This window comes from Hydrogenovibrio sp. JE_KL2, from assembly GCF_009296185.1.
Classification (GTDB): domain Bacteria; phylum Pseudomonadota; class Gammaproteobacteria; order Thiomicrospirales; family Thiomicrospiraceae; genus Hydrogenovibrio.
In genome coordinates this window covers 179,485-198,537 of record NZ_WBJR01000004.1, presented here as the reverse complement: position 1 = coordinate 198,537, position 19,053 = coordinate 179,485, and the positions used below count along the sequence as shown (strand labels likewise).

Here is a 19,053-nt window from a genome sequence, read left to right as displayed (position 1 = left end):
GATTTTACCAACTGATTCAAAAGGAATTCAAATGATATACAACAGTCTTGGAAATACCGATATTCAAGTCAGTCGTATTTGTTTAGGCACCATGACTTGGGGAGAACAAAACACCCAGTCAGAGGCTTTTGAGCAAATGGATTATGCGCTGGATCAAGGCGTTAACTTCTGGGATACGGCAGAGCTGTATTCCGTACCGCCTCGTGCGGAAACTTACGGGGCAACCGAAACCATAATTGGTAATTGGTTCGCCAAGAACGGTCGTCGCTCCGACGTAGTGCTGACATCGAAAATTGCCGGACCGATGGGACCGGCTTCGCACATTCGCGATGGCAAAGGGCGCTTTAACCGAGAGCAGATCACCCAAGCATTAGAAGCATCTCTTAAGCGTTTACAAACCGATTACTTGGATTTGTATCAACTGCATTGGCCGGAAAGACCAACTAACTATTTTGGTAAATTGAATTATGAGTGGACAGATGAACCGCAAGATTTAACGCCTTTTGAAGAAACGTTGGAAGTGTTGACCGAGTTCGTGAAGCAAGGCAAAATCCGTCAGATCGGGTTGTCGAATGAAACGGCTTGGGGCGCGATGAAGTTTTTGCAAATTGCCGAAGCGAAAGGCCTGCAAAAAATCGTCACCGTGCAAAACCCCTACAGTCTGTTGAACCGCAGTTATGAAGTTGGTTTGGCGGAAGTTTCCCGTCATGAGGGCATTGGGTTGTTGGCTTACTCGCCGCTTGGCTTTGGGGTATTGTCAGGTAAGTATTTGAATGGTGCCAAGCCGGAAAATTCACGTTTGGCGTTGTTCCCAAATTACGACCGTTATATGGGAGCCAATGCAGTCAAAGCGACCGAGCTTTACGCAGCGTTGGCGAAAGGCAATGGCTTGACGCCAACTCAATTGGCGCTGGCGTTTGTGAACTCTCGTCCGTTTTTATCAGCGAATATCATTGGCGCGACCTCCATGGAACAGTTGAAGGAGAATATCGACTCCATCAATATCACCTTGGATGAGGAGACGCTTTATCAAATCGAACGGATTCATGCACAATACACCATTCCTGCGCCCTAAGTGTTTTGCGGCTTTTGTGCCGTTTTCCAGATAGTATGCGATGGTAGGGGGCTGAAGCTCAGCCCCACTTGAATAAAAATTATGAGTTAGGAGTGTTATGTTTCACCCAAGACACCAACATATTTTGTTTGCTTTTTTTATGGCGCTTTTCATGTCGTTTTTGATGTCAGGCGTTATCAGTTATATGAACGTCGGTCTGCCTGAGAACTTTCTGATGGTGTGGTTTCATGCTTGGTGGACAGCCTTTGTGATTGCGTTTCCTATCGTGCTGTTTGTGGCACCGATGGTTAGACGCATCGTCAATAAACTTGTCCGTGCGGTTGAGCACCCACATCACAGTTAAGGCTCAGTTGCGTTACCCCAACCTGGCAGATTTTTGTGCGGTTATTGCTGATAAGCGTCAATAAACAGGTCTGGGATTTTACAGGCTTTTTGGGTGTGCAGATCCATGCAGACCCAAATAGTATGGCCTGAAAAGATTTTTTTCCCATCCGCCTCACGATAGATTTCATAATGGCGTTTGCGTTGGCAACAGCCAATGCGTTCGCCTATCCAAGTCCCCATCAAGAGTTTGTCGTCAAGAAAGCAGGGGGCGAGATAATTCAGCTCGTGTTGCTTCACCACCATAATCTTGCCTTGTTCTTTCTGTTGATCGTAGTCGATGCCGACAGATAGACTGTGTTGCCAGGCGATATGCTCCATCCAAGCCAGATACACCTTGTTATTGACGTGATTGAGGAAGTCCAACTCATCGGACTTGACCCGGTGTTCCAGAATAAAAGGGTTGGGGTGCGGCCAGCTTGGCAACCTATCGTTCATGCATTTGAGCTCTTATCTCAGCACATGCAGGAAGTGCATATGTTTGTGGTAGTGGTCGATAATATCATGGATAAGCGCTTCTTTGGACCAACCCATAACATCATAATCCTGACCGCCTTCTGCCAGATGCACTTCAGCACGGTGGTACCGCATATCCTCTCCAACATCTTCAGTTGATGCTTCCGGGTTGATAAACTCCGGTTTTACATGGGAGCGATTACGGATTTCATATAGAAAATCAATTTCCTCACCATGTTCTACGACGAGCTGAATACGGTTTTTGTCTATACGCTGCACATTGGTTTGTAAGTTGTGATTTTGTAGCTCTTGGCACACTTCTTCAAATGCCGGTTTGGCTGTTTTCTCAATAAAGCGGTTCACCACTTCTTCGCTCGGGTAGTCCACAATGTTGCTCAATCTGTCTTTCCACCCGGTATTGTTGATGGCCGGAGAGGTTGGCATGACATTCATTTGCAGACTATCTCTTTTTACCAAGTCGACGCGCAGCGCTTTGATGAGCCCATAGGTGGCGATAAGCAGTATGATCGAAAAGGGAAGCGCACTGGCAATGGTCATGGTTTGCAAGGCTTTCAGCCCGCCGGCAAGCAATAGAATGGCAGCAACAACGCCGACCCCACTTGCCCAGAAGATACGCTGCCATAAAGGGGTGTTGTTGTTACCGTTTGAGCACAGCATATCCACCACCATTGCGCCCGAGTCTGCGGAGGTGACAAAAAAGACCACTACCATAATCATAGCAATAATCGATAGAAAACCGCCCATCGGGAGGTGCTGTAAGAAAGCAAACAATGCGGTGGATGCATCTTTAGAGACGGCTTGCGTCAAGCTCACCATATGTTCGTTGATAATCATATGCAGGGCGGAGTTACCGAAGAAACTCATCCACATCAGAGTGAAGCCCGCAGGGACTAGAAGCACGCCCATGGTAAAGTCACGGATGGTTCTGCCACGGGATATACGCGCGATAAACAATCCTACAAAAGGAGCCCATGCAATCCACCAGCCCCAGTAGAAAATGGTCCAGCCACCTATCCAGTCGGTTTTTTTGTAGGCATAGAGGTTGAAGGTTTTTTGCACAAGGCCGGAAGCGTAAGACCCTACATTTTGTACAAAGTCTTGTAACAAATAGACGGTTGGCCCTAATGCAAGTACGAGAAGTAACAGGATAATTGCCAATCCCATGTTCAATTCGGATAAGCGGCGAATCCCTTTGTCCAGGCCGGTGGTGACGGAGATCACCGCCAATGCGCTGACAAAGATAATAAGAGTGACTTGGGTGCTGACGCTGACGGTGGTGCCAAATAGGTAATTAAGCCCCGAGTTGACTTGCAAGACCCCGTAGCCAAGGGAAGTGGCGACCCCGAAAACAGTACCTATGACTGCAAACACATCAACGGCATGGCCGATGGGACCATAGATACGCTCGCCGATAATGGGGTAAAGGGCGGATCTTAAGGTCAAAGGTAGTCCATGACGATAGCTGAAAAAAGCTAAGATTAGTGCAACAATGGCGTAAATGCCCCAGGCATGTAGTCCCCAGTGGAAGAAGGTAATGTTCATCGACTCTTTCGCGGCAGCGATGGTTTCAGGCGTGCCGGTAGGCGGGTTCACATAATGCATGACGGGCTCGGCAACACCGAAAAACATCAGCCCGATTCCCATACCGGCGGAAAACAGCATGGAAAACCAAGTTATTTTGGAATAATCAGGCGTGGCATGGTCCGGCCCTAACTTGATGTCACCATAGCGAGACAGCCCCAAGAAGAGGACGGTAATCAACATGATGGCGACGGCGAGAACATAAAACCAACTGCCATTATCAACGATGGCGTCTTGAAGGGCTTTGAACGAGGTGTCGGCGGTTTTGGGGCTGATAACCGCAAAAATCAACAAGGCAATGATAAGACCTGCAGATGTAAAAAATACAGGCGGGTTAAGTCGAGCGGTTTCATTTGTATCTGATTTCTGCATGCTAGAACCTTTGGGTCTTGAATATTAAATGGATGCGTTATGTCATAGTGAAAGTCTTCCTGAAAACGTCAATCATCAGAAGTAATAGTCGAGGGTTAAATAAATGGCGGAGAAGTCTCCCTTGGTGACGTCGCCATTCATGTCAATATCGCCACTTTGGGTTAAGTACTCGGCATAAATCCAGCCTGGACCGTATTTGTATTTGATGCCGGGAGCATAAGCCGAGACCATATCGTGGTTGTGGCCGCTGGTTTTGCTATTTGCCCAGCTGGCATCAATGTAGTAGGTCCATTGGTTATGGCTTTGCCCTAGTTCCAATGCGTAGCGATTGGTCGCGGTTTTTCTGGTCAAGCTATTGGTTGCCGCAAAGCTTTTTGGGAGGTTTCTGTGAGTATCGAGAATTTGGGCGTTGAAGAAGGTATTGTCGAATTTACCTTTATAGTAAATGACGCCGGCATAGTGGTCTCCACTCAACGGTTTCTGGGTGACGGTTAAGTCTTGTAGTTTACCGCTTTGCAACGATACGCCGAGCGTTTGGCCCGGTAAAAATTCGTAACCGGCATTCCCAACAAAAGTCTGTACTTTGCGGTATTGAGAAGCGCCGCCGGAACGGGAACCCCAATGATTGTTGTCGTCAGTGGTATCACTACTGGTTGTTCCCCAATCGTCCTGGTGGAAGTAAGCCAAGTCATAATGCCACTTAGATTGCTGTCCGCTGAGTTTTAGCCCGACATCCATTTGGTCGCCATAAGCACCGAGTAACATATCTCCGGGCCAGAAATTATAGGTTTTCCAGCCAAAAGGAACTTGGCTTTTACCAATACGTAAGATACTGTTCTTAGTCAGATCAAACCCAAGCCAAGCTTTGTGCATGGTCATTTCACTTCCGGTTGAGTTGTGTTTGGGGTCGGTGAAACTCCCAGGTCCCATTCGCCATTCCATTGAGTAGGACCAGTTTCCTTTGCCGGGTTTTGCCTTGTCGTCAGCATAAAGAATCAGTGCTTCATCTCCAAAGTTGCCGTTGTTCGGATTCTTAGCGCCCTTGGTTAGGTTTTGGTTGTAATTGAACCAGACGCCCCCTGAGATTTGAGGACTGGCGTAGGAGATTGAGGGTAGGAAGAGCGCGCTTAGAGTGACATTTACAGACAAAAAAGAAATGTAAATATGTTTACTTGATAGGTTTGGTCTCTTGTCTGTCATCATATCGCCTTTGTTTTGATGGGAGTGTTCTGTTGATTGATGACGACTAAGTCTAACAGGGTTCTTCAAGGAATTTCAAGTCGCGCCATTTTCGAGCCTCTTGTATAATAGGCTGATTTAATCAAGGTTTTGAGAAGCAAATCTATGTCGGGTAATACATTAGGACAAAATTTTCGTGTCACCACTTTTGGAGAAAGCCACGGTATTGCATTGGGTGCGATCATCGACGGTTGCCCTCCAGGCATGGAACTGACGGAAGAAGATATTCAAATCGAACTGGATCGTCGTAAACCGGGTACCTCAAAGCATGCTACGGCGCGCCGTGAAGACGACAAGGTGCAGATTTTGTCAGGTGTGTTTGAAGGTAAAACCACCGGTACGCCGATTGGATTGATCATCCACAACACCGACCAACGTTCAAAAGATTATGCCAAAGTGGCGGAAACTTTCCGTCCTTCTCATGCTGACTACACCTACACGCAAAAGTATGGCATTCGCGATTACCGTGGTGGCGGGCGTTCATCTGCGCGTGAAACGGCGATGCGTGTCGCCGCAGGCGCGATTGCGAAAAAGTATCTGAAAGAACGTTTAGGGATTGAAATCAAAGGCTATTTGTCTCAATTAGGTCCTATCAAGATCGAAGAGGTCAGCTGGCCGTTTGATAATGACAACGAATACTTTTGTCCAAGCTCGGAAAAGCGCGAAGAAATCCGTGAATATATGGACAACCTGCTGAAGCAAAAAGACTCTGTGGGTGCAAAGATTACGATTGTTGCCAGAAATGTTCCGGTTGGATTGGGCGAGCCGGTTTTTGATCGCTTGGATGCCGATTTGGCACATGCTTTAATGAGCATTAATGCCGTGAAGGGTGTTGAGATAGGCGATGGCTTCGCGGTAGCGGCACAGCGTGGCACTGAGCACAGAGATGAGATGTCACCGGAAGGTTTCTTGTCCAACCACTCTGGTGGGATTTTGGGCGGAATTTCAACCGGGCAAGATATTGTTGCTCACATCGCATTGAAACCGACTTCCAGCATTATGACGCCGGGCAAGAGCGTCAACCGTGATGGCGAGGCGATTGAGATGGTGACTAAGGGGCGTCATGACCCTTGCGTGGGAATTCGCGCGACGCCTATCGCCGAGGCAAAGGTTGCATTGGTGTTGATGGATCATTTTATGCGTAACCGCGCCCAGAACGGCGATGTGGTGCCGCCGATTATGGATTTAGCCAACGCAGAGCGTTAAAGCCATTAGAAATCAACTGAAACTCAAGCCGGCAAATTTCTAAAAATTGTCGGCAATTTGATCTGCCCTTCTTTGTCTGTTTTTAAGGTTTTAGCTCATGCCGCAAACCGCCTATAAACAAGCCTATCCTAAACTGTCGGGATTCTATTTCTTTTATTTCACCTTATTTGGTGCTGTGATTCCGTATATCAGCTTGTACTATCAATCCTTGGGATTGGACGCGATTCAAATAGGGCAGTTGATGGCGGTATTTGTTGGTACCAAAATTATTGCGCCTAACCTGCTCGGCTGGCTGGCAGATAGAAGCGGGGAACCTGTTTACTGGCTGCGTTGGATGGGTTTTCTTACGCTATTGTCTGCAACCGGGTTTTTGTTTCTAAATAGTTTTTCCGGCCTGTTGTTGACGGTGTTCTTTTTCAGTTTCTTCTTCCATGCAGCGTTGCCGTTGTTTGAATCTTATACCTTTTCAAATCTGGCGGGTTTAAAAGAGCGCTATGGGCAAATCCGGCTTTGGGGCTCGGTTGGGTTTATTGTTGCCGTTATGGGCGTTGGATGGCAGTTACAAACTACCGCGGATAGTGCTTATCAAATTTACCCGTTTGTACTTTGGGGAATTTCGCTGGTGGTGTTTTTCACCATGTTCAGTGTTCAAGATTTTAAGGTCTCCAAACCTGTTGAAGAAACAACCGATCATGCGTTAAGCTTTTTGACGATTTTACAGCGTCCTTGGGTTATCAGTTTATTGTTGGTGACGGTACTGGTGCAGTTCTCCCACGGTGCTTACTACAGCTTCTATAGTATTTTTCTCGAAGCGCATGGCTATGACCAAACGGCTATCGCCTGGTTGTGGTCGGTGGGGGTGATTGCGGAGATAGGCGTGTTCTTTTTCATGCCTTGGTTGTTCCGCTCTTTCAGCGTTAAGTTGCTACTGATTATCAGTCTTATGCTGACGTTGGCTCGCTGGCTGATGATTCCATGGGTTGTGGATTGGCTGAGTCTGTTAATTTTGGCTCAGACTTTTCATGCTGCCAGCTACGGTTTGCTACATGCGGCGGCAATACATTTGATAGATGAACACTTTCATGGCGCCAATCAGAGCAGAGGGCAGGCAATCTATGCTTCGGCAAGCCATGGTTTTGGTGGTGGTGTAGGTATGCTGGTTGCAGGGTACGCTTGGCAAAGCGGCGGAGCGAACTTGGCATTTGGTATTAGTGCTTTTGCCATTTTGATTGCGTTGGTGATTACTTGGAAGTGGGTCAATAAATAGATGAAGGTCGGTATTTGAGCTCCGTATGTTCATGGTGAGAAGAGGTTTGACAGTCACTCTAAATCTCTTTACTATGACGGTTCTGATTTAATCTATGTTATTGAAAAATAAGTATTAATTTTCTACATACTTAGATGAAAAAAATTCATTTGAAGTGTTTTTTGGTAAAAACATAATAAATACAACGCACTAAATCTGGTTGGAATTTTCCAGGTTTGTACTGGTGCGGCTCAACTTAACGAAGAGAAGGATAGCTATGAAACTGGAATCTATTGCATTGCACCACGGTTATGAATCGGAAAGTACCACTAAATCGGCGGCAGTACCGATTTATCAAACCACTTCCTATACGTTTGATGATACGCAGCACGGTGCCGACTTATTTGACCTGAAAGTGCCGGGTAATATTTACAGCCGTATGATGAACCCGACCTGTGATGTGCTTGAAAAGCGTGTAGCGGCAATGGAAGGCGGTATTGCGGGATTGGCTGTTGCTTCAGGGATGTCATCAATTCTTTATGCAATTCAAACCATTGCGCAGGCGGGAGACAATATTCTCAGCACTAGCCAGCTCTATGGTGGAACCTATAATCTATTTGCGCATACCTTACCTCGCCAAGGTTTGGAAGTTCGCATGATTAAGGCAGACGATTATGAAGGATTTGAGGCGGCGGTTGACGATAAGACTCGCGCGATTTTCTGTGAATCTATCGGTAATCCAGCCGGCAATGTGGTCGATATTGCCAAGCTGGCCGATATTGCGCATAAACATGGTATTCCGTTGATTGTTGATAACACGGTAGCAACGCCTTACTTGTGTCGTCCAATTGATTTTGGAGCGGACATTGTTGTTCATGCATTGACCAAGTTTATCGGTGGTCACGGTACGACTATCGGTGGGATGATTGTTGACTCCGGTAAGTTTGATTGGGTCGCTCACAAAGAACGTTTCCCGATGCTGAATGAGCCTGACCCTTCTTATCATGGCGTGGTTTACACCGAGCAGTTTGGTGCGGCGGCTTTTATCGCGCGTAGCCGAGTTGTACCTTTGCGTAATACCGGTGCGGCCTTGTCTGCGCATAGCGCGTTCTTGTTGTTGCAAGGATTGGAGACTTTAGGCTTACGCATGGAACGTCACTGTGATAATTCCTTAAAGGTCGCTGAATATCTACAACAACATCCAAAAGTCTCTTGGGTGAACTATGCAGCACTTAGTAATGATAAATATCATGCCGTTTGTCAAAAAATCACTAAAGGGCGTGCGTCAGGTATTTTAAGTTTCGGTATCAAAGGCGGGCGTGAAGCAGGTGGTCAGTTTATTGATGCATTGCAGATGATTCTGCGTCTGGTAAACATTGGGGATGCGAAATCTTTAGCATGCCACCCGGCAACGACGACTCACCGTCAATTGAATCCAGAAGAATTAGCAAAAGCGGGTGTTTCTGAAGATTTGATTCGCTTGTCGATCGGTATCGAGCATATCGATGATATTATTGCGGATATCGAGCAGGCGTTGGCTAAAGTTGGCTAAGGCAGCGGTTTAATTAAGTTTCATTGGGTGGTTTATGCCGTAAGCCGCCCTTTAGTAAGGAGAAAATTCAATGCGATTGCTACATACAATGTTACGAGTGGGTGATTTACAGAAGTCGATTGATTTCTATACTAATGTATTGGGCATGAAGCTGTTGCGTCAGAAAGATTACCCTGCTGGAGAGTTCACTTTGGCATTTTTGGGTTATGGCGATGAAGACAGCAATACCGTGCTTGAACTGACGTATAACTGGGGCGTCGAATCTTACGATTTGGGAAGCGGTTATGGTCACATCGCGATAGAAGTACCGGATGTTTACAAAACGACAGAGGCGGTAAAAGCGGCAGGCGGAAAGGTGATCCGCGAAGCAGGGCCGATGAATGCAGGTACTACGATTATTGCCTTTATTGAAGATCCTGACGGTTATCAGATAGAGTTCATTGGCGAAAATCACGTTCGCGGTTAAGGTTACTCAGTTAAGGTTCACTAAGTTGAGGACGGTTTAGGATGATTGATCAAATTATGACAGGCGATTCTGTCAATGTCGTTTCACATTTCATTCAACTCTCGGTTGCGCCCGTATTTCTTTTGGCGGGGGTTAGTGGGTTGTTGAACGTTCTGGTTAATCGGTTGAACCGCATCAAAGACAAGGTGGAAAGTTTGGAAAACTTTCTAATTGCCCATCGCGCCGAAAGCCCGATTGATCGCCGTTCGGATGCAGTCAGACGCAAGCAAAACCGTTTGCACAAACGCTCTCGAAACGTGAATTTATCGATTTTATTTTGCACCATGACAGGTTTGTGGGTGGCGTTGGTGATTATGGTGATGTTTTTAAGCACGCTGTTTTCCTTCCATGCGGCGGCATTGATTTCAATTCTGTTTGTCTTCGCCATGTTTTGCCTGATTGTTTCGTTGCTTTTATTTCTGGCAGAAATCTTTATGGCTAGTAAAAGTTGATTTCGTTATAATTCGCTCCAATTTCAACAGGGTACCTTTCAGGTGCTTTAAGACACTAAGGAAAAACAATGTCTCAATTTGATAATGTCACGGCCGTTAAAGCGGCAAATATCTATTATGATGGTAAGGTCACCAGTCGCACGTTATTGTTTGCTGACGGTTCGAAGAAGACCTTGGGTATTTTGCTACCGGGTGATTATGAGTTCGGTACTGAAGCGCCTGAAATTATGGAAATGTTGGCAGGCGATGTTGAAGTGCTGTTGCCAGGTGAAACTGAGTGGAAGGCGATTCCAGCGGGCGAAACTTTTGAAGTGCCTGGAAACTCGAAATTCGGCATTAAAGTGAAGACAGTTGCGGATTATTGCTGTTCTTATTTGTAAGCCGTGTAAGCCGACAGGTTTCAAATGTTTAAAGGGCGAATCGGTTGATTCGCCTTTTTTGTTTTTGGCAGTGAAAATCTGCCAGGTTGGGTATGAGATTACTCAGACTTTTCTACGTGGGGTTCTCTCGATTGGGCAGCTCGCTTTGCAGCACGTTGTTTATCTTGTTTTTTCTTGATGGCCTTGAAGTAAAAGTGCAGGCCGAAATGCGCGCCTAACAGTACCACGACAGCACCGATTGCAATCTCATTGATGTATTCCATAAAAAGTCTCTTCACCTATCGAATTTACAGGCTTATTTCCCTCTTGATTCGCTAGTCTACCTGCTTTCTGTTAGAATTTGCACCCAATAAAATTTAAAAAAGGATGACTTTAATGAGTGATGCAGTCGCGAATGGCTTTGACTGGCGTAAGTATAAAGCCGATACCTTATCCGGGATAACCGTTTCTCTGGCATTGGTGCCGGAAGCGGTGGCATTTGCTTTTGTGGCCGGCGTGCATCCATTGGTAGGGCTTTTTGCTGCGATTATCGTCGGGTTTATCACCTCAATGTTCGGCGGTCGTCCAGGGATGATTTCTGCCGCTGCCGGTTCACTTGCGGTAGTCATGATGCATCTGGTCATGGAACATGGCGCACATTATTTGTTTGCCGCGGTTATTCTGATGGGGGTTTTCCAAATCATTATCGGGGTGATGAAGTGGGGGCGCTTTATCCGAATGGTGCCAAGTCCGGTTATGCTCGGGTTTGTCAACGGGCTGGCATTGGTCATTCTCATGGCGCAATTCACGCAATTTAAAGATGCATCGGGTCACTGGTTAAATGGCGATGCACTCTATGCGATGATTGCAATCATCGCGGCAACCATGGCAATTATTTATTTGCTACCACGTTTAACCAAGGCGGTGCCATCGGCATTGGCGGCAATTGTTCTGGTAACAGTGGTGGTGATGTTGTTTGACATCAATACCGTTACTGTAGGGGATAAAGCTTCTGTACACGGGACATTGGAGTCGTTGATTTTTGGTGATGGTATTGAGGGTGGTTTCCAAGGTGCGAGCTGGTGGGGCTTATTACCTGCAGACTTCTTTAGTTTGCATACGCTTTGGATTGTCTTGCCGTATGCGGTGATTTTAACCATCGTCGGAACCACCGAGTCTTTGCTGACAATGACATTGATTGACGACATTACCCAAACGCGCGGCCAAGGTAACAAAGAGTGTGTTGCGCTGGGTGCGGCAAACTGCGTGTCTGGTGCAGTCGGTACGATGGGGGGCTGTGCGTTGATTGGTCAGTCTATGATCAACGTCAACTCCGGTGGTATTGGACGCTTGTCGGGTATCTCTGCGGCGTTAGGTTTGCTGATAATCGTACTGGTGGCATCACCATTGATTGAAGATGTGCCGATTGGTGCATTGGTTGGTTTGATGTTCTTTGTGGTGATAGCGACTTTCAACTGGTCAAGTTGGAATATCATGCGCGGCATGAGCAAAGCCGATGCGTTCGTGATGGTTTTGGTAACGGCATTGACGGTTATCTTCGATTTGGCTGTGGCGGTGATTGCCGGGGTGATTGTGTCTGCGTTGGTGTTTGCTTGGCAACACGCGCAACGTATCATGTTGGAAAGTTCTATTGTCGAGAAAGACGGTAAGATCGCTAAAATCTACAAGGTTCATGGTCCGCTGTTCTTTGCATCCGCACAAAACTTTGTTGAGATGTTTGATGTGAACAACGATCCTGAATGCGTGCAGATTGATTTCCAGCATTCTCGTGTTTACGACCACACGGGTGTGGAAGCGATTGATAGCTTGACGAAGCGCTATCAGGAAGCCAACAAGAAATTGGTGTTGAAGCACTTGAGTCCAGAGTGCCAGGTGCTGTTGTCAGATGCGCAAGAGCTGATTGAAGTGAATGTGTCTGAAGACCCGCATTACCATGTATCACTTGGTAAATAAGGATTTGAAAAGACATTAAAAAAGCGGGCAATGCCCGCTTTTTATTTATCTGAGGTAGGAGATTTCACACCGGAGCGTTTGAAAAACCAAACAATGGCGAAATGTAGCGCGATACTAATCGCCAAGCTGCCGCCGGCAACCAACCAGATATGATCTAAAGCCCAAGCAGACCAGCCCATATTGTCTCCCGATATTCGTTTCTAAATAGTCTGACTGGAGTGTTTCGTACCCCAACCTGGCATATTTTAAGGTATTAGCGAGTTGTTACGGTAATACGAAACCGATGGCTTCATGAACAGCTTTCAACGTCTGTTGTGCTTGTTCTCGTGCTTGCTCAGCTCCCTTGCGCAGGATGTTTCTCAGCTCATCTTCATGGTTACGTAAATGGTAGAACTCGTCTTGAATTGGTTTTAGGTATTCTGCCACCAACTCACCCAACTCTACTTTCAAATGACCGTACATCTTGCCGTCAAAGTGCTGAATCACTTCATCAATGGTCTTGCCACTGATAACGGAGTAGATTGTTAGTAGGTTTGATACACCTGGCTTGTTTTCAACGTCATAGGTGATTTCTGATCCAGAGTCCGTTTGTGCTTTCTTGAACTTTTTGACGATGGTTTTTGGGTCGTCCAGTAGTGCGATGAAGTTGTTTTTGTTCTCATCAGATTTAGACATCTTAGAGGTCGGATCCTGCAAGCTCATGATGCGCCCGCCGGAAGTTGCAGGTGGAATAAATGGCTCAGGCACCTTGAAGATTTCTCTTTCAAAACGGTTGTTGTAACGCACCGCCAAATCGCGTGTCAGTTCTAAATGCTGCTTTTGGTCTGCGCCTACCGGAACCATTTCTGTTTGGTAAAGTAGGATGTCAGCCGCCATTAATACCGGGTAATCGAACAATCCTACATTGATGTTTTGGGCATGTTTTTGAGACTTGTCCTTAAACTGCGTCATGCGGTTCAACTCACCCATGTAGGTTGAGCAGTTCAATACCCAAGCCAGTTCGGCATGTTCAGGCACGTGAGATTGGATAAAAACGGTGCTCTTGTTTGGGTCGATGCCCGAAGCCAAGTAAAGCGCGACAAAGTCCAACGTACGTTTTGCCAACACGGCAGGGTCTTGCTCAACCGTAATGGCATGCATGTTGACCAGAGAGAAAAGGCAGTTGTAATCATCCTGCATTTTTACCCAATTTTTAATGGAACCGATGTAGTTACCGATCATTAAATCGCCTGAAGGCTGGATTCCACTAAATAAAATAGGTTTGCTCATGATTTATCTCACTTATTTTGGTCAAATGCTACAAAAATAAAGCGGCTATTTTCGCATGTTTACAGGGTTTTTGAAAGCATGTTGAGCTTGTCGTTAGGTGTGAAAAACAAGCAGGGCTAAAAAAGGTAGGGGATTAACTTTTTGCTCTTGGTTTGATAATCAGGATAGTTTGCAAATGTTTGTATGAGAAGCCGTTCTTCATAATGGAGTTTAAGCAAAAGGTCTATAAGCAACAGACCGTAGCATAACCATGTGATGGGATTCTGGGTTTGTATTGCCATTGGGAAAAAGAAAACCAGCAGAGACGAATACATAGGGTGGCGAATCCAACGATAAGGTCCTTTCATCACCAGTTGGGCATTTGGCATTGGATCGGGAACGATGTTGAACCGTCCTAAGTGCATGGTAGCGACTGCCCAAAGTCCTAAACCAATAGCACTTAATTGCACAAGTAGCCATAGGCTCGTGCTAAATAAGGGAGCCAGTATAAGTAATACAAAAATGCATGCAAATTGACCGAGAACCAAAGTGTAGGAAATAAAAGGGTGCGCAAGTTTCTGAAGCATGGGGTTTCCAAAAATTCAGGTAATAAAAAAGCCGCTAAAAAGCGGCTTTCTCGTAGCATCTAAAACAAAGATATTATTTTAGAGTTGCGATGTAAGCAGCTACGTTCTCGATGTCTGCGTCAGAAAGACCAGCAGCCATTGGAGCCATCATAGAAGTCATAGGACCCATTTGCTCACCAGACTTGTACTTGTGAAGCAATTTAACGATTTCATCAGCTTTCAAACCAGCCAATTTTGGACCTACACCACCATGAGCGTCAGCACCGTGACAACCAGCACAAGTACCAAAAGTACCTTCGCCAGCTGCAGCGTTACCAGCAGCTTGTGCAGTGGCGCCGAACATTACTACACCAGTAGTAGCTAAAGCAACCAATAGTTTTTTCATAATTGTACTCTCCTAAGCACTTAAAAAGTATTCGGGTTTTACCCTGACCGTAATTACATACGAAAACGGGATTCTAGTCAAGATTGAAGTATTAAGCAATCTTTAATATAGGGTGAAAGAGGGAATATCGAGGGTTTGTGCTAAACCCATGCTTGAACCGGCATGGGTTTAGTTGAGGTTGGAGACTAGTCTTCTTTACGTAGCGCGTTAGGCATTTTGGCGGCAATAATGATGAAGATGATGCCGATTACAACTGCTGTAACTGTTCCAGACATGAAGCCGATGATGGCATGGTATTCATGTCCGTGGCGGAATACGCCTTCCGCCAATGCAGACTTACCGCCTAAGCTGGTGCGATAGATGTCTGTGGTTTTGATGTGCTCGTAAGCGATGGCAAATAACCATGAACCCAAAAGTCCGCCAAGAACGAAGAACATTGCGTCTTTACGACCTTCAGCTGCTGAAGCCAGAGATGTTCCTGGGCAAAGTCCACCTACGGCAAAACCGATACCGAAAATCATACCACCGACTAATACACCCAAATAGGCTGCTTTAACACTGAAATGAACGGTTTGTGGTGCAATTGCATTAACCGTGAATACGATAATAGAGGCAAGACCAATTGCCATAAGAATGGTTTTGGCCAGCTTCATATCGGTCAGTTTTAACATATCGATAATGTGATTCGGGTTTGTTGCCCCAATGCGTTGAAGTACTGCTCCAAAAGCAGCTCCTAGAATAATTGCTAGTAAAATTTCCATTGCTGCTTCTCCTTAAGCTTTCTTCTTAATGCCATAAACCAACAGTGCAGTCGGGATAGCAACGAGGAAGACACCAAAGGCAAAGACATAACCACTTACTGCGGTTTGCAACATGCCGCTAATCATGTGGCCGGAAGTACAGCCGCCCGCCATACGGGCACCGAACAGGGTAAATACTCCGCCGATAAACGCAAAGACATAACGCTTTTTGGGGTTGAATCCATAGCGCTTTTGAAAGGCTTCAGGAACTTGTTTTTCTTCTTTGGATGCTTTAGGGCCACCAAATACCGATGAAAGCATTGCGCCCAACATCATTGATAGAACAAAGACGAAGCTATAATTGATAGGATTGCTGGCACTGTGTCCGTAACTTCCTCTCGCTTTATTGATATAGTCGTTCGGACTTGAATAGTGTTGTTTGCCGTCTTTTTCCGTCACTTGAACAATGTCTTTGTCAAATGTTTTCCAGATGATGGTGTCGGTAACAACGAATTGAGTGGAAACGCCGATTGGTTTGACTAGAATGGTCGCAATAGCAGCAACAAGCGCAAGTGCGATCCCGCCTTTTAGCCAGGTAAATTCACCAGGTCGAATCATTATGAGAACCCTTTTAAATAATATCAATTATAGTTTTTATTAAGTATATTCTTTTATTAGTGAGCAAGAATATTATGAAAAGCTTGATTATACCCATAAGCAAAGGGGAGACAAGATGATGGTTTTTAGGTTTTTGGCGCTGGCCTTGGTTTTATCGTTGATAACTTGGCTGGTTCTACGTATTCAAGGCAAGCAATTTAACTTTGGAATAGTGCTTCTAGGCTGGATTTTAGGCATTTTAGGGGTAATGTTCGCTTTTTACGGTGTCTCAATTCTGGTAGCAAATTCGAACAACTTTTAAGGCTATAAAACCTTTTGAAGGTGGCTTTAATGGAGTTTATCGACCTGGGGTGTTGCTATTGGAAAACTCCTCTAGCAAACGCTGAAAACTGTGGTATCGGCTATAGTGAATATCGCCGTTTTCAACGGCATCACGAATAGCGCATTGCGGTTCGTTCTGATGGGTGCAGTTGTTGAACTTGCATTTACCTAGGAATGGTTGGAAATCAGGATAAGCCTGTTCCAATTCATGTAACTCACAAGGAGCAGGGCTAAAGAGTCTGACCCCAGGGGAGTCTATGATGTTGCCGGCATTCTCTTCGCCATGCACTGACGGCAAGTGATACAGGATGCTATTGGTGGTCGTGTGTTTACCAAGTCCGGTCGATTCCGACAAGTTGTTGATCTTGATTTCAATGTCTGGAATCAGGGTTTGAATCAAAGAAGACTTTCCTGCACCGGAAGGGCCCACAAATACGCTGTTTTTGGCAATTAATGCTTCTCTTAAATCTTCTAGGCCGTCTTGTGTTTCGCTTGAAACCGGATAGATTTCAATGCCCAACTCATCATAAGGAATCAGGGTTTCGGCAATCAGCTCCCATTGTTCATCCGATTGGATTAAATCTGTTTTATTAATGACAAGAATTGTAGGAAGTTGAAGTTGATGAGCAACGACCAGATAACGGTCTATCATGTCAGGGTGAATTCCTGGGGTGATGGGGGCGACAATCACTAATAGATCAATGTTGGATGCAACCATTCGTGTTTGACCACGAAAACCCGGACGACTGAGTTCTTGTTTTCTTGGGTTGAGAGAAGTGACAACCCCTGTGTTTTCTTCAATATCCGTTTGCCAAGTCACTATGTCTCCTGCGACCAGTTTGCCAAGGTGTTGGCGCACTGCGCAGTTGACGAGGCTACCATCATTGGCTTCCACCAATATGCGTTTACCAAAATTGGTGATGACTAACCCTTGTTCCGGTGCCCCGAGTAGTGCATTGCTTTCATTGTGGGGTGAATCAGACACAACAATTTGCGAGTCGTTTACAGGATCAAGCCGTTTTTCATTGACTCGTTTTTGTTGTTGTTTAGTCAGTTTACGTTTTGACAAAAGAATTAATCCAATAGGGCGTCAATTTTGGCGGCAACAATGAAATCGTTTTGGCTAAGGCCTTTTACTGTGTGTGTCGTCAGTACAATTTTGCATTCATTGTAGCCAAAACAAATCTCAGGGTGATGGTCTTCTTTATGTGCAATCCAAGTGACGGCATTCACAAAAGAAACGGTTTGGTGGTAGTTCTTGAATTTAAAGGTTTTTTCAAGCGTGATGTAGTTCAAAGGAACTTCCCAACCTTCCATTTGAGCAACTAGGCTTTCAATGGTTGGGATGATTAGCGCTTTGCTACCTGGTGCAATGGTTTCACAAGATTGGTCTTTTAATGGGATATCGTTTTGCATCGCGTTCAAATTCCTATTGTGTAGGGTTTATAGTTTTTATTTTTGTAAAGATTTTAAGTGATCAATACGGATTTTAGCCGGTGGATGACTGTCGTGATAAGCCGAATAGCTTGGATCAGGTGTCAAGCTGCTGGCGTTGTCACGGTACATTTTTAATAAAGCGGAAATTAGATGTTCTGCGCCAACGTGTTGGGCTGCAAAAGCATCGGCTTCAAATTCGTTTTTACGACTTCTGATGGCACTGATTGGCCCTAAAAAGAAGAATAGAGTTGGTACCACTGTCGCAAACAACAGCAAAGCAGCGGCTGGTGTTTGTGATGTCATTCCCAAGCCGGTGTAGAAAACGGATTGCTGTACTAACCAACCCAGTAACGCCAAGCCGACAAGGCTAAGAATGAAGGATTCTGCCATCATTTTTTTGATGTGACCGTGTTTGAAGTGCCCAAGTTCATGGGCAAGTACGGCTTCCACTTCATCAGGCGACAACTTTTCTAATAAGGTGTCGAAAAAAACGATACGTTTGTTTTTGCCAAAGCCGGTGAAGTAAGCGTTGCCGTGCCCGGAACGGGATGAACCGTCCATTACGAAAATGCCGTTGGATTCAAAACCAGTTTTTTGCAACAAGGCTTCAATGCGCTGTTTCATTTCACCTTCTTCAAGAGGGGTGAATTTGTTGAAAATAGGCGCAATCCATTTAGGGTAAGCCCACATCAGGGTAAGGTTGAAGGCAATCCAGATAACCCAAGTGTATAGCCACCATGCTTCATTAAAATAAGCCGTCATGACGGTTAAGATTACCCAGATAAGTGGAATACCTAGTGCCAGCATTAATGCCCATTGTTTGAGAAGGTCGCTGACGAACTTAATTGGTGTCATTTTATTGAACCCGAATTCCTGCTCGATTTTGAAAGTTGAAATCCAGCTGAAAGGCAAATGCAGCAAAGATAAAAACCAGAAGGTGGAAAGCAAGAAGGCAGTGTCGCGCCAAATCGGGGAAAGCTCTGTTCCAAGCCAATAGTTATATATTTCCTGGAATCCGCCGCCCAATGTCATGAAAAGCAGCACGGCAGCGTCAAAAAATAAGATGAATCGACTAAGCTGTAGCTTGGCTCTTGAGTAATTGGCCGCTTTTTGATGTGCTTCAAGATTGACAACTTCGTTGAATTCTTCTGGCACGGTTGAACTATGAGAAGAAATATAAAACTGATTTTTAATGTTCAGCCAAAGCTCAATTAAAAAATTCAGAGCGAGCGTGAGTAGAAAAGCGATTGTTATCCAAGTGGTCATAATGATCGTTTAATTGTTTAGTTTTAAAGACT

At 45.5% G+C, this 19,053-nt stretch carries 22 protein-coding genes; 9 read left to right on the top strand and 13 right to left on the bottom strand.

What is annotated here, in order from left to right; all coding sequences use genetic code 11:
- The first annotated feature begins 31 nt into the window (after nucleotides 1-31).
- Together F8R13_RS08695 and F8R13_RS08690 are read left to right on the top strand one after the other, a co-directional pair.
- Nucleotides 32-1,075 (top strand): NADP(H)-dependent aldo-keto reductase, encoded by a 1,044-nt coding sequence (locus F8R13_RS08695; RefSeq protein WP_152833664.1) that lies wholly within the window; start codon nucleotides 32-34, stop codon nucleotides 1,073-1,075.
- 97 nt (nucleotides 1,076-1,172) lie between these two features.
- Nucleotides 1,173-1,418 (top strand): DUF2798 domain-containing protein, encoded by a 246-nt coding sequence (locus F8R13_RS08690; RefSeq protein WP_152833662.1) that lies wholly within the window; start codon nucleotides 1,173-1,175, stop codon nucleotides 1,416-1,418.
- 41 nt (nucleotides 1,419-1,459) lie between these two features.
- Here F8R13_RS08690 and F8R13_RS08685 read toward each other — a convergent pair whose 3' ends face one another.
- From F8R13_RS08685 to F8R13_RS08675, 3 genes are all read right to left on the bottom strand, one after another.
- On the bottom strand, nucleotides 1,460-1,894 hold the full coding sequence (locus F8R13_RS08685; RefSeq protein WP_152833660.1) for a thioesterase family protein: 435 nt from the start codon (nucleotides 1,892-1,894) through the stop codon (nucleotides 1,460-1,462).
- A 12-nt stretch (nucleotides 1,895-1,906) separates the two neighbouring features.
- Complete coding sequence (locus F8R13_RS08680) at nucleotides 1,907-3,886, bottom strand: choline BCCT transporter BetT (protein ID WP_152833658.1); 1,980 nt, start codon at nucleotides 3,884-3,886, stop codon at nucleotides 1,907-1,909.
- 75 nt (nucleotides 3,887-3,961) lie between these two features.
- Complete coding sequence (locus F8R13_RS08675) at nucleotides 3,962-5,086, bottom strand: hypothetical protein (RefSeq protein WP_152833656.1); 1,125 nt, start codon at nucleotides 5,084-5,086, stop codon at nucleotides 3,962-3,964.
- Between the two features lie 144 nt (nucleotides 5,087-5,230).
- Here F8R13_RS08675 and aroC point away from each other — a divergent pair, with 144 nt between their 5' ends.
- From aroC to F8R13_RS08645, 6 genes are all read left to right on the top strand, one after another.
- Nucleotides 5,231-6,331, top strand: coding sequence for a chorismate synthase (gene aroC / locus F8R13_RS08670; RefSeq protein WP_152833654.1), 1,101 nt, complete (start codon nucleotides 5,231-5,233; stop codon nucleotides 6,329-6,331).
- Nucleotides 6,332-6,428: 97 nt separating this feature from the next.
- On the top strand, nucleotides 6,429-7,598 hold the full coding sequence (locus F8R13_RS08665) for an MFS transporter (RefSeq protein ID WP_152833652.1): 1,170 nt from the start codon (nucleotides 6,429-6,431) through the stop codon (nucleotides 7,596-7,598).
- A 256-nt stretch (nucleotides 7,599-7,854) separates the two neighbouring features.
- Entirely contained in the window at nucleotides 7,855-9,129 is a 1,275-nt protein-coding gene (locus F8R13_RS08660; RefSeq protein ID WP_152833650.1) for an O-acetylhomoserine aminocarboxypropyltransferase/cysteine synthase family protein, read from the top strand.
- A 70-nt stretch (nucleotides 9,130-9,199) separates the two neighbouring features.
- Entirely contained in the window at nucleotides 9,200-9,595 is a 396-nt protein-coding gene (gloA, locus tag F8R13_RS08655) for a lactoylglutathione lyase (protein WP_152833648.1), read from the top strand.
- A gap of 41 nt (nucleotides 9,596-9,636) precedes the next feature.
- The gene (locus F8R13_RS08650; RefSeq protein ID WP_152833646.1) at nucleotides 9,637-10,086 is read left to right on the top strand and encodes a DUF2721 domain-containing protein; all 450 of its coding nucleotides are present in this window, start codon (nucleotides 9,637-9,639) and stop codon (nucleotides 10,084-10,086) included.
- Between the two features lie 68 nt (nucleotides 10,087-10,154).
- Nucleotides 10,155-10,466 (top strand): pyrimidine/purine nucleoside phosphorylase, encoded by a 312-nt coding sequence (locus F8R13_RS08645; protein WP_152833644.1) that lies wholly within the window; start codon nucleotides 10,155-10,157, stop codon nucleotides 10,464-10,466.
- Between the two features lie 98 nt (nucleotides 10,467-10,564).
- Here F8R13_RS08645 and F8R13_RS11500 read toward each other — a convergent pair whose 3' ends face one another.
- Nucleotides 10,565-10,729: a hypothetical protein gene (locus F8R13_RS11500; protein ID WP_172967742.1), complete on the bottom strand. Its 165-nt coding sequence runs from the start codon at nucleotides 10,727-10,729 to the stop codon at nucleotides 10,565-10,567.
- Nucleotides 10,730-10,841: 112 nt separating this feature from the next.
- On the opposite strand from F8R13_RS11500, the gene F8R13_RS08640 reads away from it, so the two are divergent.
- Nucleotides 10,842-12,419 carry a SulP family inorganic anion transporter gene (locus F8R13_RS08640; RefSeq protein WP_152833642.1) on the top strand — a complete coding sequence of 526 codons (1,578 nt, stop codon included), beginning with the start codon at nucleotides 10,842-10,844 and terminating at the stop codon, nucleotides 12,417-12,419.
- Between the two features lie 41 nt (nucleotides 12,420-12,460).
- Here the strand turns inward: F8R13_RS08640 and F8R13_RS11495 are convergent, their stop codons facing one another.
- From F8R13_RS11495 to F8R13_RS08600, 9 genes are all read right to left on the bottom strand, one after another.
- Nucleotides 12,461-12,598 (bottom strand): hypothetical protein, encoded by a 138-nt coding sequence (locus F8R13_RS11495; RefSeq protein WP_172967741.1) that lies wholly within the window; start codon nucleotides 12,596-12,598, stop codon nucleotides 12,461-12,463.
- A gap of 85 nt (nucleotides 12,599-12,683) precedes the next feature.
- Nucleotides 12,684-13,688, bottom strand: coding sequence for a tryptophan--tRNA ligase (gene trpS, locus F8R13_RS08635; RefSeq protein ID WP_152833640.1), 1,005 nt, complete (start codon nucleotides 13,686-13,688; stop codon nucleotides 12,684-12,686).
- Between the two features lie 116 nt (nucleotides 13,689-13,804).
- A complete protein-coding gene (locus tag F8R13_RS08630; protein ID WP_152833637.1) occupies nucleotides 13,805-14,254 on the bottom strand; it encodes an isoprenylcysteine carboxylmethyltransferase family protein in 450 nt (149 codons plus the stop codon).
- Between the two features lie 73 nt (nucleotides 14,255-14,327).
- A complete protein-coding gene (locus F8R13_RS08625) occupies nucleotides 14,328-14,597 on the bottom strand; it encodes a c-type cytochrome (RefSeq protein ID WP_253806404.1) in 270 nt (89 codons plus the stop codon).
- 227 nt (nucleotides 14,598-14,824) lie between these two features.
- Nucleotides 14,825-15,400 (bottom strand): DUF6691 family protein, encoded by a 576-nt coding sequence (locus tag F8R13_RS08620; protein ID WP_152833633.1) that lies wholly within the window; start codon nucleotides 15,398-15,400, stop codon nucleotides 14,825-14,827.
- A 12-nt stretch (nucleotides 15,401-15,412) separates the two neighbouring features.
- Complete coding sequence (locus F8R13_RS08615; protein ID WP_152833631.1) at nucleotides 15,413-15,997, bottom strand: YeeE/YedE thiosulfate transporter family protein; 585 nt, start codon at nucleotides 15,995-15,997, stop codon at nucleotides 15,413-15,415.
- A gap of 337 nt (nucleotides 15,998-16,334) precedes the next feature.
- Nucleotides 16,335-17,387, bottom strand: coding sequence for a ribosome small subunit-dependent GTPase A (gene rsgA / locus F8R13_RS08610; RefSeq protein WP_152833629.1), 1,053 nt, complete (start codon nucleotides 17,385-17,387; stop codon nucleotides 16,335-16,337).
- A 5-nt stretch (nucleotides 17,388-17,392) separates the two neighbouring features.
- The gene (locus F8R13_RS08605; protein ID WP_152833627.1) at nucleotides 17,393-17,734 is read right to left on the bottom strand and encodes a 4a-hydroxytetrahydrobiopterin dehydratase; all 342 of its coding nucleotides are present in this window, start codon (nucleotides 17,732-17,734) and stop codon (nucleotides 17,393-17,395) included.
- A 36-nt stretch (nucleotides 17,735-17,770) separates the two neighbouring features.
- A complete protein-coding gene (locus F8R13_RS08600) occupies nucleotides 17,771-19,021 on the bottom strand; it encodes a M48 family metallopeptidase (protein WP_152833625.1) in 1,251 nt (416 codons plus the stop codon).
- Nucleotides 19,022-19,053: the final 32 nt, after the last annotated feature.

Bases quoted from the DNA above. Each gene is read 5' to 3' on its own strand.
- F8R13_RS08695 (WP_152833664.1), top strand. From the start codon at position 32: ATGATATACAACAGTCTTGGAAATACCGATATTCAAGTCAGTCGTATT.
- F8R13_RS08690 (WP_152833662.1), top strand. From the start codon at position 1,173: ATGTTTCACCCAAGACACCAACATATTTTGTTTGCTTTTTTTATGGCG.
- F8R13_RS08685 (WP_152833660.1), bottom strand. From the start codon at position 1,894: ATGAACGATAGGTTGCCAAGCTGGCCGCACCCCAACCCTTTTATTCTG.
- F8R13_RS08680 (WP_152833658.1), bottom strand. From the start codon at position 3,886: ATGCAGAAATCAGATACAAATGAAACCGCTCGACTTAACCCGCCTGTA.
- F8R13_RS08675 (WP_152833656.1), bottom strand. From the start codon at position 5,086: ATGACAGACAAGAGACCAAACCTATCAAGTAAACATATTTACATTTCT.
- aroC (WP_152833654.1), top strand. From the start codon at position 5,231: ATGTCGGGTAATACATTAGGACAAAATTTTCGTGTCACCACTTTTGGA.
- F8R13_RS08665 (WP_152833652.1), top strand. From the start codon at position 6,429: ATGCCGCAAACCGCCTATAAACAAGCCTATCCTAAACTGTCGGGATTC.
- F8R13_RS08660 (WP_152833650.1), top strand. From the start codon at position 7,855: ATGAAACTGGAATCTATTGCATTGCACCACGGTTATGAATCGGAAAGT.
- gloA (WP_152833648.1), top strand. From the start codon at position 9,200: ATGCGATTGCTACATACAATGTTACGAGTGGGTGATTTACAGAAGTCG.
- F8R13_RS08650 (WP_152833646.1), top strand. From the start codon at position 9,637: ATGATTGATCAAATTATGACAGGCGATTCTGTCAATGTCGTTTCACAT.
- F8R13_RS08645 (WP_152833644.1), top strand. From the start codon at position 10,155: ATGTCTCAATTTGATAATGTCACGGCCGTTAAAGCGGCAAATATCTAT.
- F8R13_RS11500 (WP_172967742.1), bottom strand. From the start codon at position 10,729: ATGGAATACATCAATGAGATTGCAATCGGTGCTGTCGTGGTACTGTTA.
- F8R13_RS08640 (WP_152833642.1), top strand. From the start codon at position 10,842: ATGAGTGATGCAGTCGCGAATGGCTTTGACTGGCGTAAGTATAAAGCC.
- F8R13_RS11495 (WP_172967741.1), bottom strand. From the start codon at position 12,598: ATGGGCTGGTCTGCTTGGGCTTTAGATCATATCTGGTTGGTTGCCGGC.
- trpS (WP_152833640.1), bottom strand. From the start codon at position 13,688: ATGAGCAAACCTATTTTATTTAGTGGAATCCAGCCTTCAGGCGATTTA.
- F8R13_RS08630 (WP_152833637.1), bottom strand. From the start codon at position 14,254: ATGCTTCAGAAACTTGCGCACCCTTTTATTTCCTACACTTTGGTTCTC.
- F8R13_RS08625 (WP_253806404.1), bottom strand. From the start codon at position 14,597: ATGTTCGGCGCCACTGCACAAGCTGCTGGTAACGCTGCAGCTGGCGAA.
- F8R13_RS08620 (WP_152833633.1), bottom strand. From the start codon at position 15,400: ATGGAAATTTTACTAGCAATTATTCTAGGAGCTGCTTTTGGAGCAGTA.
- F8R13_RS08615 (WP_152833631.1), bottom strand. From the start codon at position 15,997: ATGATTCGACCTGGTGAATTTACCTGGCTAAAAGGCGGGATCGCACTT.
- F8R13_RS08605 (WP_152833627.1), bottom strand. From the start codon at position 17,734: ATGCAAAACGATATCCCATTAAAAGACCAATCTTGTGAAACCATTGCA.
- F8R13_RS08600 (WP_152833625.1), bottom strand. From the start codon at position 19,021: ATGACCACTTGGATAACAATCGCTTTTCTACTCACGCTCGCTCTGAAT.